General features: G+C 25.9%; 14 protein-coding genes. 10 read left to right on the forward strand and 4 right to left on the reverse strand.

Going from position 1 to position 15,059, the window contains the following annotated elements; all coding sequences use genetic code 11:
• Positions 1 to 134 precede the first annotated feature (134 nt).
• Genes trpA through ABIV_RS02505 form a run of 3 tightly spaced genes read left to right on the forward strand, consistent with a single transcriptional unit; the run spans position 135 to position 2,003 of the window.
• Entirely contained in the window at positions 135 to 875 is a 741-nt protein-coding gene (trpA, locus tag ABIV_RS02495) for a tryptophan synthase subunit alpha (protein ID WP_114838393.1), read from the forward strand.
• A 6-nt stretch (positions 876 to 881) separates the two neighbouring features.
• On the forward strand, positions 882 to 1,619 hold the full coding sequence (locus ABIV_RS02500) for an arginyltransferase (RefSeq protein ID WP_114838394.1): 738 nt from the start codon (positions 882 to 884) through the stop codon (positions 1,617 to 1,619).
• A 45-nt stretch (positions 1,620 to 1,664) separates the two neighbouring features.
• Positions 1,665 to 2,003, forward strand: a complete 339-nt coding sequence (locus ABIV_RS02505; protein ID WP_114838395.1) for a hypothetical protein — start codon at positions 1,665 to 1,667, stop codon at positions 2,001 to 2,003.
• A gap of 7 nt (positions 2,004 to 2,010) precedes the next feature.
• On the opposite strand, the gene feoB is transcribed toward ABIV_RS02505, so the two are convergent.
• On the reverse strand, positions 2,011 to 4,119 hold the full coding sequence (gene feoB, locus ABIV_RS02510) for a ferrous iron transport protein B (RefSeq protein ID WP_114838396.1): 2,109 nt from the start codon (positions 4,117 to 4,119) through the stop codon (positions 2,011 to 2,013).
• Positions 4,107 to 4,343 carry a FeoA family protein gene (locus tag ABIV_RS02515; protein WP_114838397.1) on the reverse strand — a complete coding sequence of 79 codons (237 nt, stop codon included), beginning with the start codon at positions 4,341 to 4,343 and terminating at the stop codon, positions 4,107 to 4,109. The genes feoB and ABIV_RS02515 overlap by 13 nt, the downstream gene beginning before the upstream one ends.
• 201 nt (positions 4,344 to 4,544) lie before the next feature.
• Between ABIV_RS02515 and ABIV_RS02520 the strand changes: the two genes are divergently transcribed.
• The gene (locus ABIV_RS02520) at positions 4,545 to 4,985 is read left to right on the forward strand and encodes a Fur family transcriptional regulator (RefSeq protein WP_114838398.1); all 441 of its coding nucleotides are present in this window, start codon (positions 4,545 to 4,547) and stop codon (positions 4,983 to 4,985) included.
• A gap of 15 nt (positions 4,986 to 5,000) precedes the next feature.
• On the opposite strand, the gene ABIV_RS02525 is transcribed toward ABIV_RS02520, so the two are convergent.
• Complete coding sequence (locus ABIV_RS02525) at positions 5,001 to 5,498, reverse strand: flavodoxin (protein WP_114838399.1); 498 nt, start codon at positions 5,496 to 5,498, stop codon at positions 5,001 to 5,003.
• A gap of 90 nt (positions 5,499 to 5,588) precedes the next feature.
• On the opposite strand from ABIV_RS02525, the gene ABIV_RS02530 reads away from it, so the two are divergent.
• Both ABIV_RS02530 and ABIV_RS02535 read left to right on the forward strand, forming a co-directional pair.
• Positions 5,589 to 6,497, forward strand: coding sequence for a cytochrome-c peroxidase (locus ABIV_RS02530; protein ID WP_114838400.1), 909 nt, complete (start codon positions 5,589 to 5,591; stop codon positions 6,495 to 6,497).
• The gene (locus ABIV_RS02535) at positions 6,498 to 9,350 is read left to right on the forward strand and encodes an EAL domain-containing protein (RefSeq protein ID WP_114838401.1); all 2,853 of its coding nucleotides are present in this window, start codon (positions 6,498 to 6,500) and stop codon (positions 9,348 to 9,350) included.
• On the opposite strand, the gene ABIV_RS02540 is transcribed toward ABIV_RS02535, so the two are convergent.
• The gene (locus ABIV_RS02540) at positions 9,339 to 11,444 is read right to left on the reverse strand and encodes a cache domain-containing protein (protein WP_114838402.1); all 2,106 of its coding nucleotides are present in this window, start codon (positions 11,442 to 11,444) and stop codon (positions 9,339 to 9,341) included. The two genes, ABIV_RS02535 and ABIV_RS02540, sit on opposite strands and share 12 nt — an antisense overlap.
• A gap of 107 nt (positions 11,445 to 11,551) precedes the next feature.
• Here ABIV_RS02540 and ABIV_RS02545 point away from each other — a divergent pair, with 107 nt between their 5' ends.
• Genes ABIV_RS02545 through ABIV_RS02560 form a run of 4 tightly spaced genes read left to right on the forward strand, consistent with a single transcriptional unit; the run spans position 11,552 to position 15,059 of the window.
• Positions 11,552 to 12,043, forward strand: coding sequence for a Spy/CpxP family protein refolding chaperone (locus tag ABIV_RS02545; protein WP_114838403.1), 492 nt, complete (start codon positions 11,552 to 11,554; stop codon positions 12,041 to 12,043).
• Positions 12,015 to 12,698 (forward strand): response regulator transcription factor, encoded by a 684-nt coding sequence (locus tag ABIV_RS02550; RefSeq protein ID WP_114838404.1) that lies wholly within the window; start codon positions 12,015 to 12,017, stop codon positions 12,696 to 12,698. The genes ABIV_RS02545 and ABIV_RS02550 overlap by 29 nt, the downstream gene beginning before the upstream one ends.
• Positions 12,691 to 13,926, forward strand: a complete 1,236-nt coding sequence (locus tag ABIV_RS02555) for an ArsS family sensor histidine kinase (protein WP_114838405.1) — start codon at positions 12,691 to 12,693, stop codon at positions 13,924 to 13,926. Before ABIV_RS02550 ends, ABIV_RS02555 begins: the two co-directional genes overlap by 8 nt.
• Before the next feature lie 11 nt (positions 13,927 to 13,937).
• On the forward strand, positions 13,938 to 15,059 hold the full coding sequence (locus ABIV_RS02560; RefSeq protein ID WP_337442128.1) for a BaiN/RdsA family NAD(P)/FAD-dependent oxidoreductase: 1,122 nt from the start codon (positions 13,938 to 13,940) through the stop codon (positions 15,057 to 15,059).

Below are 15,059 nucleotides of genomic sequence, written 5' to 3' on the forward strand. Positions count from 1 at the left end.
CCCTAATAATTTATAATATTTTGTAATTATTGTATCAAAAATATCCTTTTTATTTTAGTTAGGGGAATACTCATACCCTTACAAGATAAATTTTGATAGAATAATTGGATTTAATAATTTATATAGGATTTATTTTGAAAAAATTAGTTGGTTATATTACATGTTCAGTTCCTAACAATAATTTTTCTGTTGATTTGGCTTTAAGTATGAAAGAAGCAGGTGTTGATATTTTAGAACTAGGTGTTCCTTTCTCTGACCCAGTTGCTGATGGACCAGTTATTGAAAAAGCAAACCAAATTGCATTAGAAAACAAATTTAGTTTAAATGATTTATTTGAAGTTTCTTCAAAAATAGCACCAAATATGGATATGTTATGGATGGGATATATGAATCCTTTTTATAACTATGGAATAGAAAATTTCTTAAAAAAAGCAGATGAGTTTGGTGTAAATGGAATGATTATTCCTGATGTACCTTTTGAGGAAGCACAATTAATAAAACCTTTATTTGATAAGTATAAAAAAGCAAATATAAGTTTTGTAGCTCCAACTCATAGTGAAAATAGAATTAAGCAAATAGTTCAAAATGCACAAAAGTTTATTTATATGGTTGCTTATGCAGGAATTACAGGAAGTGGTCAACAAGAGGATTTAAGTTTTATTATTGAAACGGTTAAAAAGTACTCAGATACCCCTCTTTATATAGGTTTTGGGGTAGATGAAAAAACTTGTAAAGAAAAAGCAAAAAATGTTGATGGAGTAATCGTTGGAAGTGCTTTTGTTAAACATTTAATTGATGACTCATTGTCAAATAGTGAAAAAATTGATAAAATAACAAAAATTGTTAGAGAAATAAAAGAAAAGATTAACGAATAAATTAATATGCATATTTTAGAACGAGATGTAGAGTTTATAGAAGAACAAAGAGAGTGTTCCTATTTTGATGATGAAGTATCTGATATTAGATATAGATATATAAGTAATTGTAAAAAAGAGGATTACCAAAATATGCTTGAACATGGTTGGCGTAGATTTGGTAAAATGCATTTTGTACCTGAATGCAAAGCTTGTACAAAATGTATCTCTATGCGAATTGATGTAAAAAATTACAAATTCTCTCGTTCCGAAAAAAGGGTATTTAAAAAGAACTTGGATACAAAACTATATATTCAAGCTCCTTCTTTAACTTTAGATCACTTAAAACTTTATGATAAATATCACTACCATATGAATAAAAAGAAGGATTGGAACTATTTCCCTATTGAACCTGCAGAATATGACAGGTCATATGTACAAGGTAAAGATGAGTTCACAAAAGAGTTTTTATATGTAAGAGATGGTAAATTAATTGGAGTTGCTTTAGTAGATATTTTATCAGAATCAATCTCTTCAATTTATTGCTTTTATGACCATGATTATGAAGATTTATCAATTGGTAAATTCTCTATCTTGGCTCAAATAAAAATTGCAAAAGAATTAAATATTCCATATATCTATTTAGGTTACTGGATAAAAGATCATTTATCAATGGGTTATAAAGAAGCGTATACTCCTTTTGAAATTTTAACTAACAGAGTAAGCCTTGAAGAAGAGGCTATATGGGAAAAGTACAAATCGTAATCAAAATATGATATAATTTCTGCAATATTAATAAAGCGAGAAGATATGAAAAAGATTATTCTAATATCTCTTTTTTTATTTTCAACTATTTTTGCAGAAACAATTGATGAAGATACAAAATATAGTGCAGATTGTCTTATTTTAGAAGATGAAAACTCAATAGTTTGTAAATATATTCACGAACGTTCAGATGAGGACAAAGAGATTCAAGTTTTATGGATTGATCCAAATGGAGAAATCTCTAGAGATAGAACGGTATTGATTCCTGCAGGACATGGGTCAATTTATGATTTTAGATATATTGCAGGAAGATTACCTGGAATATGGCAATTTAAAGTTATAGATAATAAAAGAGAAACAGTAACAACTTTTGAAATAAAGTAATAGTTATTTAAATAACTATTACTTTTGCTATGTTGTATGCTATAAAAGATAATACCCATGCTGTAGTAGTTGTAAATATAAATAGATAAACAAAATATTTCCAACCCCCAGCTTCCCTTGTAAATACCATTGATGCTGCTAAACAAGGTAAATAAATCATTACAAAAACAATAAATGCTACAGCTGAAGTAAAAGGTATATTAGCTCTTACTTTGTCTATTAAACTATCACTCTCTTCTGATAGTTCTTCACCTAAACCATAAAGTATTCCTAAAGTAGATACTACAATTTCTTTTGCAGCAAGCCCTGTTTCAAGTGCTACTGTCATTCTCCAATCAAAACCTAAAGGTTCAAAAAGAGGTTGAGAAAATTTACCAATTTTTCCTAAATAAGAGTTTTCTAAATTATATAAAGCAATCTCATTTTCTAGTTTTTCAACTTCTTGAATATTTACAGCTTTTTCAATTTTTTTATTCATCATCTCTTCATAATCAAGGTGCTTTGGATAGTTTGAAGCAAACCAAATAAGAATAGAAGCTGCTAAAATAAAAGTACCAGCCTTTTTTAAATACATTAAAGCTTGATTTGAAACAGTATGCCAAATAAGTTTAAAGGAAGGAAGTCTATATTTAGGCATCTCCATTACAAAAGGCTCATCTTCATTTTTAAATACTGTTATTTTTAATACTTTTGCGGCAATAAGACCTAATAGGGCACCTGAAATATAGATTAGAAATAGGATATTTCCAGCTTGTTCTTGAGAGAAAAAAGCTCCAGTAAAAAGTACATAAATTGGAAGTCTAGCTCCACAAGACATAAAACCAATGATAAATAGTGTAAGAAGTCTATCTTTTTCATTTTTTAGTGTTCTTGCTGACATATAAGCAGGAACGGAACAACCAAATCCAGTAACTAAAGGGATAAAAGATTTTCCATGTAAACCAAATTTATGAAAAAATCCATCTAACAAAAAAGCAACTCTACTCATATAACCAGTAGTCTCTAAAAGGGCAATTCCAAAAAATAAAATTACAATGTTTGGTAGAAATAAAATTACAGAACCAACTCCTGCAATAGCTCCATCTGCAATAATAGAAGAGAGTTGATTCTCTCCTAAAGCATTTTTTGTACTCTCAATTAAAGTTGCAAAAAAGCTATCAATAATATCCATTGGAATATTACCAAGTTCAAAGGTTAATTGAAAAAGAACCCACATCAAAAATAAAAAGATGGGAAGTCCTAAAAATTTATTGATTAAGAGATTATCTATTTTATCACTTAGCGTTTTATTTTCTATTTTTTCATTTAAAACTACAGTCTCTTTTACAGCTCCTTTTGCAAAAGCAAATTTTTCATCATCAAAAATATCTTTCATATTTTTAGTATGAAAATGAATATAAAGATGTTCAAAAGCATTGTTTAATAGAGGTTGTAATTCAATCCATATTGGTTCATCGTGAAAACTAAGAAAAGTCTTTTTATCTTCTTGTAGAAGTTTTATGGCTAACTCTCTATAAGTTACTTCTGTTTTATAGTTTTTAGCTTCTAAAAGTTTGATAATATTATTTATCTCTTCTTCAACAACATCTGAAAAAATAAGTTTTGATTCAAGTTTTGGTGTTTCAAATTTATCTATTAAGGCTTTAACAAGTTCATTAATACCTATTTTATTTTTTGCAGAAGTTTTAATACAAGGTTTTCCAATGATTTTACTTAATTGTAATTCATCAATCTCAATATTCTCTTTTTTTGCTTCATCAATCATATTTAAAGCAATAACCATTTTTTTATTTAAAGCTAAAAGTTCACTTGTAAGATATAAGTTTCTCTCTAAATTTGTTGAGTCAACAACATTTAAAATAATATCATACTCATCATCTTCTAAATATTTTTTAGTAACTTTTTCTTCTAAAGTATAGTCATTTAAAGCATAAGAACCTGGTAAATCTGTAATATGGAAAAGGTAATCTTTGTATTCAAACTCAACAACAGCCTTCTCAACTGTAACTCCTGAGAAATTTCCAACTTTCAATCTTGAATTAGAAATAGAGTTAATAAGCATTGATTTACCAACATTTGGTTGACCTACAAGAGCAATTTTTATTAGTTTTTGCATGAGCTTTTTTCTACTTCAATAAGTTTTGCCTCTGATTTTCTTAAAGCAATTTTTGTATTGTTTATTTTAATTTCAATTGTATTTTTTGATAATGTATGTTCGATAATAAAAACATCAGAGCCTCGTGTAATTCCAAAAGAAGAGAGTCTAGCTTTTAATTTATCAGTACATTTTATAGCAACGATTTTTGCACATTCATTTTTTGATAGTTCATTAAGATACAAAATTAAGTCCTTCTTTAATAATGATTATCATTCAAATGAAATGATACTGAACATCGACTTAATTTTCATAGTTAATTTAATATTGCTCTGCTAGTTTTTTGGAAATATAACTAAAATTAATGTTCTTTACAAATCATTTTAAGTAAAATTGAACTGTTTTTTGTAATAATTATTAAGTAATAAATATTTAAGGGTAAACTTATGGCAAATAGCAATGAAGTAATTGATGAATTAAAGAAAATTGTTAAACAAAAAGGCTTAAAATATACAGAACAAAGAGAAGTTGTTTTGAATGTTTTACTTCATGCTGAGGAACACTTAACTGCAGAAGAAATTTATAATCTTATTAAAGCTAAAAATCCTGACTCAAATATTGGTATTGCAACAGTATATAGAGCACTAAGCTTTTTAGAAGAGGTTAATTTAATCACATCAATTAATTTTGGTGTAGACGGTAAAAAGTATGAAAGCAATAAAAAAGAACATCATGATCATTTAATTTGTACAGGTTGTGGAAAAATTATTGAATTTTTAGATGATGAGATAGAAAAAAGACAAGAAAGAATTGCAAAGAAAAATAAATTTAAGATTACAAGTCACTCTATGCAATTATATGGTACTTGTCCTGAGTGTCAAGAGTAAAATAGGATAAAACTCCTATTTGAACTCTCTTTTTAAAATTGTAGTCCACTCTTCAATTTTTTTCAAATTATCTTCTTTATTTTCTAAATCTAATGCTAATCCAACAAAACTATTTTCAATTACTGCCTCAGATTTTTCAAACTCATACCCAATAGTAGAAGTGAAACCTATTACTTGAGCATTTGCTTTAATTAGTTGCTTATATAACTTTCCCATTGCATCTAAAAAATTATTTTTATATTTTTTTTGATTGCCTAGTCCAAATATTGCAACTTTTTTATTTTTAAAATCTATTCTGGAAAACTCTTCCCAACTTTTTTCCCAGTCTTCTTGCATTTTTCCATCTTCCCAGGTTGAAATACCTAGAATAAGGTTTTCATAGTCTCTCATATATTCGCAACCAGTGAGTTTTATATTGTACTCTTTTATTCCATCTAAATTTTTAGATAACTGTTCTGCTATTGCTTTTGTATTACCTGTGCTACTAGCATAAAAAATTGCTATATTTTTCATAGATAATCCTTGATGGTTTTTTATTATTATATCAAAATTTTTGTTTTTGTTTGGTATAATCGCGATTTATTATAGAAGCTAGGAATTTCATTGTTTTTTAAAAAAATTCTTTTTTTACAAATTGCTATTGTATATCTTTTAGGCTCAAGTATTGAACCTATCCCTCAAACAGTCGATTATAATTATGAAAAAGCATTATTAGGGAAGAAACTCTTTTTTGATCCAATACTCTCAAAAGATAGTTCAATTTCTTGTGCTACTTGCCATGATTTAAACAATGGTGGAGATGATGGTTTAAAATTTTCTGTAGGAATTGATGGTCAAGAAGGTGATATAAATGCTCCTACTGTATTAAACTCTTTTTTCAATTTTAGACAATTTTGGGATGGTAGAGCGCACAATTTAGAAGAGCAAGCCTTAGGTCCTATAGAAAATCCTATAGAAATGGGTCATGACTTTGCTACTTTAGTAGAAAAACTAAAAACTACTACATATAATAAAGATTTTAAAAAAATATATATTGATGGAATTACAAAAGAAAATCTTGCTGATGCAATTGCTGAATTTGAAAAAACTCTAATTACTCCAAACTCTGCTTTTGATAGATTTTTAAGAGGTGATGAAACTGCAATTACTTCTTTTGAAAAAGAAGGATATGAACTCTTTAGAAGTAAAGGTTGTATCTCTTGTCATAATGGGGTAAATATTGGAGGGAATCTTTATAGTAAATTTGGAATGATAGTTGATATTGATAGTAAACATTTAGGTAAATATAATATTACAAAAAATGAATGGGATAAATACTATTTTAAAGTTCCAAGTTTAAGAAATATTAGTTTAACAGCTCCATACTTTCATGATGGACGTTATGATAATCTTAAAGATGCTGTAAAGACAATGTCTTTAGTTCAATTAGGAAGACCAATAACAGAAAAAGAAATAGAAAAAATTGTAGCCTTTCTAAAAACATTAAATGGGGAATTAATAATAATAAAATAGATGAAGAAATTTATTGCAACATTTGAAATGAAGCTAATCTTTTTTGCTTTTTTTATAGGTTCGCTTTTTGCATATTTATACCATATAGAAAATAGTATTAAAAATTATAGCTTTTATAAAAAAGGGATTCATGAATTAAAATTTATAAATTTATATTTAGATAATTTTTTAGAAAAACAAGATAAATTTGTAAATTTTGATGAGATTGTAAAAAAGACAAATGGCTTTGATGAGATATTAAATGGTATTTTAAAAAGTAAAATCAAAACAGAATTTTCTCCAATTATTTATATTGAATTAGCTGAAATTCACTCTTTATTTGCAGAAAAGTTAGATTATATTGAAAGATATAAATCTTTACAAGCTTCAAATTTAAGTTCGATCTATTTTATTTATGATTTGAATCAATATTTTAATAAAAGTAGAATTTCTAATGACCATAAAGTTTTAATAAATCAAACACTATTTTTGTTAATGCAAAGTTTTATCAATCTAAGTGATAATCAAAAAACTTTGAATAAAAATCTAAATAAAATAGATATCTTAGTAAAAGAGATTCAAGATAAAAGATTAGAATTATTATATATACATACAAAAAAAACTATTAATAAAATAGTTCAAATAAATAAATTAAAAGATAATGTAACAAATTTAGATTTAGCACAAAAATTAGAAAGAGTAGATACTCTTTTAATAGAGAGTTATAATAAAAAAATGTTGATGCAGTTAATAATTGCTTCAATATTTTTCCTATTTTTAATCTTTATGATAATAGTGATTTATTTAGAGCATAAAAGAACAAGAAAAATAAAAAATGAACTTTTAGCTTTTAAATATGCAGTTGAAAACTCTGATAATTCTATTATTTTAACTGACCCAGAACAAAATATTTTATATGTGAATGAAAATTTTGAAAAAATAAGTGGATATAAAAAAGAGGATGTTCTTGGAAATAATCCTAGATTTTTAAATTCAGGAGATACCCCTGTTAATACTTATTCTGAATTAAATAATAAATTACAAAATGGTGAGAAATGGGAAGGAGAGTTTGTTAATAAAAGAAAAGATGGAACTATCTTTTATGAAAAAGCTTCAATTGTTCCTATTTTACTTAATAAAAAAATTGTAAATTATCTTGCAATAAAACTTGATATTACTAAATATGTAAAACAAAAAGAGAGTTTGGAGTTATCTTCTATTGCTTTTGATAATATTCAAGAAGGTGTTTTAATTTGTGATAAAAATAAAAAGATTATTACTGTAAATAATGCTTTTGAGAATATTAGTGGCTATGAAAGATTAGAACTTTTAGGTAAAACTCCAAGAATTCTTCAATCTGGTTATCATGATAAAGTTTTTTATAATAAGATGTGGACTTCAATAAATGAGAATAATTATTGGAGAGGTAAAATTTATGATAAAAGAAAAGATGGAGAAATTATTCCTATTTGGTTAAATATTTCAGCTTTACGAGATAAAGATGGAAAGTTTTCTAAATTTATTGCTGTTCATACAAATTTAAAAGAGATTATTGAAACACAAGAAAAGGCTGATTTTTTAGCTTATCATGACCCTTTAACAAAACTTCCAAATAGAGCAAAACTAGAAGAAGATTTAGCTTATAATATCTCTATTGCAAAGAGAAATGAATCAAATCTTTTTGTACTATTTATTGACCTTGATAGATTTAAAATAATCAATGATACTTTAGGTCATCAAATAGGAGATGAATTATTAAAAGTTTTAGCTCAAAGATTAAAAAAAGTCTTAAGAGATACTGATACTATTGCTAGAATGGGTGGAGACGAGTTTATTGTAGTTTTAGATTCAAGTAAAACTAAAAAAGCAGCTGGTTATGTTTGCCAAAGAATTTTAGAATTAATAAAAGAGCCAATAAAAGTTAAAAGCCATGTTCTAAATACAAGTGCAAGTATTGGGGTTTCTATGTATCCTAATGATGGAACAGATATCTCAACACTTATAAAAAATGCAGATACTGCAATGTATCATGCAAAAGAGAAAGGTAAAGACAATTATCAATATTATGATAAGCAGTTATCAATTGATGTTCATGAACAATTAAAAATTGAACAGGCTTTAAAAGGAGTTTTACAAAGAGGTGAAATGTTTTTATGTTATCAACCTCAATATTTACTTGAAACTAAAGAAGTAGTCTCTTTTGAAGCTTTAGTTCGATGGGAACACCCTGTTCTAGGTTTTATTAGACCTGATAAATTTATAAGTATTGCTGAAGATACAGGAATGATTGTAGAAGTGGGTAAATTTATTTTTGAAACAGCTTGTAAAGATTTTATTGAGTTTAGAAAATTAAAGAAAAACCTAAAATATATGGCAATAAACATCTCAAGTGTACAATTTAAAGACAAAAACTTTGTATCGGATATTTTAGAGATAGTAAATAGATATAATCTTCAACCAAATGAAATAGAGCTAGAAGTTACAGAAAGATATATCATGGAGTTTTCTAAGACTAATATGCAGTGTATGTCAAAACTAAGAGAATTAGGTTTTAGGTTTTCAATTGATGATTTTGGTACAGGATACTCTTCTATGAGTTATTTAACAAAACTTCCTATCGATGTTATAAAAGTTGATAAAGCTTTTATTGATAATACTCCTCATGATAATGGAAATGTTCAAATTTCTAAAGCAATAGTAGCACTATCAAAAAGTTTAGGTTATAGTGTAATCGCAGAGGGAATTGAATATGAAGAACAAGAAGAGTATTTAAAAGGTATTGATTGTAATATGGGACAAGGATATCTTTTCTCTAAACCTTTAAATTTTCAAGAGACAAAAGAGTTATTGATAAAGTATCAATTAGATAATTGATACTTTGTTTCTTCCTTCTTGTTTTGCTTTATATAAAGCTTTATCTGCTTTTATATAAAGCTCCTTACTTTCCATTTCTTTTTCTAAGAAAGCAAGTCCTGTTGAGCTTGTCATATATGATGAAACTTCACTTTTTTCATGAATAATTTTTAAATCTTCTATTCCTTCTTTAAGAGAATTTGCTAAATAAACAGCTTCTTCTTTATCTTTTGAAATAAGTAAAATAGCAAACTCTTCGCCTCCCAATCTAAATACATAAGATTTATACTCTTTGAAAAAAGATTTTAAAAAAGTAGAGATTTTTATTAAAGCCTCATCTCCTTCTTGATGTCCATAAGTATCATTATATTTTTTAAAATAATCAACATCCATTATAAAAAGAGATAAAACCTGCTCTTTTTTAGTAGCTTTTAATATTAATTCTTCAATCTTGATATTAAAATATCTTCTATTGTAAAGTTTTGTTAGCTCATCTGTAATTGATAATTCTTCAATTCTTTTTTTATCAGTAATATCATGTTTTATTGCTGTATAACCTATTTTAACTCCATTTTCAAAAATAGGTTGAATAATAATATCTACCCAATAACTTTCACCACTTTTTTTTCTATTTTTTATTTCACCTTTAAAAGAATTGTTTTTATTTAGTTGTTCCCAAACCTCTTCATAAAACTCTTTAGATAAACTAGGATCTCTAATAATATTATGATTCTGTCCAATTAGTTCCTCTTTTGTAAAACCAGAAATCTCACAGAAAGCTTGAGAAACATCAGTTATCATACCATTTAAATCAGTACTTGAACTTATTATATGTTCATTAATAATTTTTGTATAATTGTTAAGTTTTTCATAATCCTTATTTCTTTGCTCTAAAGTTTGGTTAAGGCTATTTGCTAAAGTTTTAAATTCATCATAGACTAGATTATAAGTATTTATTTTTTTAAACTCTTTTGTAGCTATTTTAAACTCATTAATAAAGTTTTCAATATGCATATTTATTAAAGAAGAGGTTTTTTTTGAAATAAAATAGATTATTAAAATAACTAACAAAATAAAAATAAAAGCAAGCTCTAATTGAAAAAAGACACTATTTTTTAAGAAGAGTTTTTTTTGTTCAATAATCTCATCAATTTCATCAATATAAGCACCTGTTCCAATCATCCAACCCCATTTCTCATATCTTTTTACATAAGCAATTTTGGGATACTCTTTTTTTGAATCTAATTTTGTGAAGTTATATCTTATAAAACCACCTTCACTATTTGTTGAAACATCTAATTGTTTTTTAAAAAGTTCATAATCAGGATAAATCTTTATAGGGTTTTGTTTTTCTCCACTAAAAATTAAAGCTTTTTTATCTAAAGTATTAATAAAAATATAGCCACTTTTATCATACCTTATAGAAGCAACATAGTTTAAAATAGTATCTTGAACTTGTTTCTCAATATCATCAAGATATTCTCCAATTCCTATGTGCCAATTAAAAGGTTCAAAATGTTTTATATATGAAAGTTTAGGATATTGTTTGTTATTTGTTAAATCAGGTTTTACAAAATGGTTTGTAATATAACCTGAACCATGATTTAAAGCAATAGTACTTTGTTTTTGTATGATATATTCACCTTTTACATCATATAAATTCCAAACATCTTTGTAAGAATCAAGATAAGACTCTTTATTAAATAAAATAGCTCTACCTTTATTACTATTAATAAAATAATAAGATCTTTCATTTGTAAAGCTATAGTTTTTAAGAACATTTACAATAAGCTCTTTTATCTCTTGTTCACTCTTTTTATTTTTGTTTTCATTATAGATATATAAAGCAGTATTATAAGCATTCTCTACTTTTTGTTTTAACTCTTTTTTTAAGTTATCAATAATTTCTTTATCTCTAAATTCAATATATTTATATACTTTATCAACTTCTTTTTTTAGATGTCTTTTTTTTTGTTCAATATAAGTAGTTTTAATCTCTTGACTCTCTTGTAAGAAATTATTATATTGAAGCAAAATAGTGATTAACAAAACTAAAATAATTGAAACAGTAGAAACTATAAAGATAGATTTTGAAATGGTATTAGAAATTTTCATGGGCTGATTATATCATAAAATCAGAGTTGGTTAATATTAGGTTAATATAAAATTTAAAAGTGGTTAAAACATAGATGTCATAATTTTAAAAATAAAAGGAGTTAATAATGAAAAGAAAAATGATTATTTCAGTAGCATTAGCTACAGTTTTAGCAAGTGGTTTATATGCATCATGCTATAATAATATGTCTGGTGGTAACAATATGTGCGGAGGAAATGGAAACTATAATAATGCTCCTCATAAAATGATGAAAAAAGGTTCTTCAGGTTTTATGTCAATGGTTTATCAATTAAATTTAAATGAAAAACAAAAAGAACAAATTTCAGCAATCAGACAAGAGATGTTTAAAAACAGATTTCAAAAAGAGAGTGCTTTTACAGAATCATCTTTTGATAAAGATAAGTATATTGAGTTAATGAAACAAAGAAGAGAGAATATGATAGAATCTAAAGCTGAAATGATTGATAAAGTTTATAAGCTTTTAGATAAAGAGCAAAAAAAAGAGCTTAAAGCAATGATGGATAGAAAAAAAGAGAGAATCTCTTTCATGATGAATAAAAGGATGAACTTTGATCAAAATTGCTATGGTAGAAGATGATTTAGAATTAGCAGATGTTCTAACTCAATATTTAAAGCAATATAATATTGAAGTAACGAATTACGAAGAGCCTTTTTTGGCTCTAAGTAGTTTGAAATTCAATAAATTTGATTTATTAATACTAGATTTAACACTTCCAGGAATGGATGGTCTTGATGTATGTAAAGAGGTTGTTAAAAATTTTGATATTCCTATTATTATTTCAAGTGCCAGAAGTGATATTACTGATAAAGTCACAGCTTTACAATTAGGAGCTGATGATTATCTTCCAAAACCTTATGACCCAAGAGAATTAGAAGTTCGAATAAAAACAATTTTAAGAAGATTTAACCATAATAGTGTAGAAGAAAAAAATGATATTAAAAGAGTTTTTGAGCTAAATTGTGATAAAAAAGAGATTACAAAAAATGGTAAATTCATTAAATTAACAGCAGCTGAGTATGAAGTATTATCTTTGATGGTACAAAGAGATGGCTTTGTAATAAGTAGAGAAGATATCTTTGAAAATTCAAATTTATTGAACTCAGATTATGAAAACTCAGGTTCTTTAGCTGTTATAATAAATAGAATTAGACAAAAAATTGAGGATAATCCAAAAGAACCAAAATATCTTCATACTATAAGAGGAATGGGGTACAAATTTACAAATGAATAGACAATCTTTATTTTTTACAGTTACTGTTACATTTATAATATCACTTATTTTAGTTGTTGTAAGTTTTATAATCATTATGATTGGAAATCAAAAAAGATTAGAAAGTACTCTCTTTGAAAGATATCAACCTTTGACAAAGATGGTTTATAGACAACATCATAGATTTGGAAATATAAATGAGGAATTTAAACAGAGTTTAGAGCCTTTTAATTATGATTTATATTTAAAGAAAAGTAGAATTGATTCAATAACTTATAATCCAAATACTAAGGTAATTGTAGAAAAAAGATTTAAAAATAATACTATGAGAGTTTTACAATTAGATAATAGACAATTTTTATACTTAAATAGAAAAGATATGACTTTCTTAGTTGAAGATAAAAATGAATTTACTGAAAGTAGTGCTATTTATATAATATTGATTTTTGCAATAATTTTAATCACTTTAATTCTCTCATTTTTAGTAACACTTAGAAAATTAATGCCTTTAAAAATCTTAAAAGATAAGGTTAGTACTTTAGGTGATGAAAACTTTGATTTTGAGTGCTGTAATACAGATAGAAAAGATGAGGTTTCTTTACTTGCTTTAGAGTTTAAAAAGAGTGCAAAAAAATTAAAAGAGCTAAAAGAAGCAAGAAATATTTTTATTAGAAATATTATGCATGAGTTAAAAACTCCAATTACAAAAGGTAAGTTTTTAACTGAAATTCAAAGAAATGAAGAAAATGATGCAAAATTAAAAGAGGTTTTTAATAGATTAGAGGCTTTAATTAATGAGTTTGCTTCAATTGAAGAGTTAATCTCTTCAAAAAATGTAGATAAAAAAATATACTTTTTAAATGATATCTTAGATAACGCAAAAGATATTTTAATGATTGATGAAGATAGAGTTATTGAACAACATGATAATTTAAAACTAGAAGTTAATTTTAAACTATTTTCAATTGCAATTAAAAATCTACTAGATAATGCAATTAAATACTCAAAAGATAAAAAAGTTACTGTAAGAACGGAGAATGATAATATCATTTTTGAAAATAGTGGAGAGGCTTTAGCTTATGATTTAGAAAAATATTATGAGCCATTTTTTGCAAATGAGCAGAAAACAGATAACTCATTTGGTTTAGGTTTATATATTGTGCATAATATTTTAAAAGCAAATGCTTATGACTTAGAGTATAAGTATGAAAATGAAAAAAATATTTTTATTTGTAAAAAGGAACAATAATAGAATACGATATTTTAGTAATAGGAGCTGGTGCAAGTGGTTTAATGTTTGCATCACAAATTAAGAATAAAAGAGTTGCTTTAGTTGATACAAATGCAAAAATAGGTCAAAAGATTAAAATTAGTGGTGGAGCTAAGTGTAATATTACAAATGAAAATGTAAGTGAAAATAACTACTTAGGAGATAAAGAGTTTATTAAAAATAGCCTTGACTTTTTTTCAAATAAAGATTTATTAACTTTTTTAAATAAAAATGGTGTTTACCCTAAAGTTAATCCTAAAATTGTTAAAGGAACTTACTTTTGTAATGCCTCTTCTGATGTAATTGATATGTTCAATAAACTTACTTCTCATACTAAAAAGATTTTGAACACAAAAGTTTTAGATGTAGATTATGATAAAGAGTTTATTGTTAAAACAGAAAAAGGAATAATAAAAGCTAAAAAATTGGTTGTAGCAAGTGGTGGACTTTCATATACAACTGTGGGAGCTTCTTCTTTGGCTTTTGATCTTGCAAAAAAGTTTGGACATACAATAATTCCAACTAAACCTGCACTTGTAGGCTTTACTGTACAAAAAGAGCAGTTTTGGTTTAAAAATCTTAGTGGTATCTCTTGTGATGTTGAAATAAAAGTAGAGAATAAAAAATTTAATGGAAAACTACTTTTTGCCCATAAAGGTTGTTCTGGACCAGCAGTTTTAAATGCCTCTTTATATTGGCAAAAAGGAAAATTAACCATAGATTTTTTACCTAAAAAAAGATTAGACTCTTTATTAAAGGGAAATAAAAATATATCGACTGCTTTACCTCTTCCTAAAAGATTTATGCAAGAGTTTTTAGAATCAATTGACTTAAAAGATAAAGCAGTTAGTTCTTTATCTAAAGAGGAAAAAGAGAAACTTAATATTTTAAAAGAGTATGACTTCTCACCTGCTGGAACTTTTGGATTTTCAAAGGCAGAAGTAACAAGTGGTGGAATAGATACTTCAGAAGTAGATAAAAATAGTTTTGAAAGTAAATTTCAAAAAAATCTCTTTTTTATAGGAGAGTGTTTAAATGCAACAGGAGAGTTAGGCGGTTATAACTTTCAGTTATATTTTTCACAAGCAAGCTTATGTGCGAGCCGATTTTAA

The organism is Halarcobacter bivalviorum (genome assembly GCF_003346815.1).
In the GTDB taxonomy this organism is placed as follows: Bacteria; Campylobacterota; Campylobacteria; order Campylobacterales; family Arcobacteraceae; genus Halarcobacter; species Halarcobacter bivalviorum.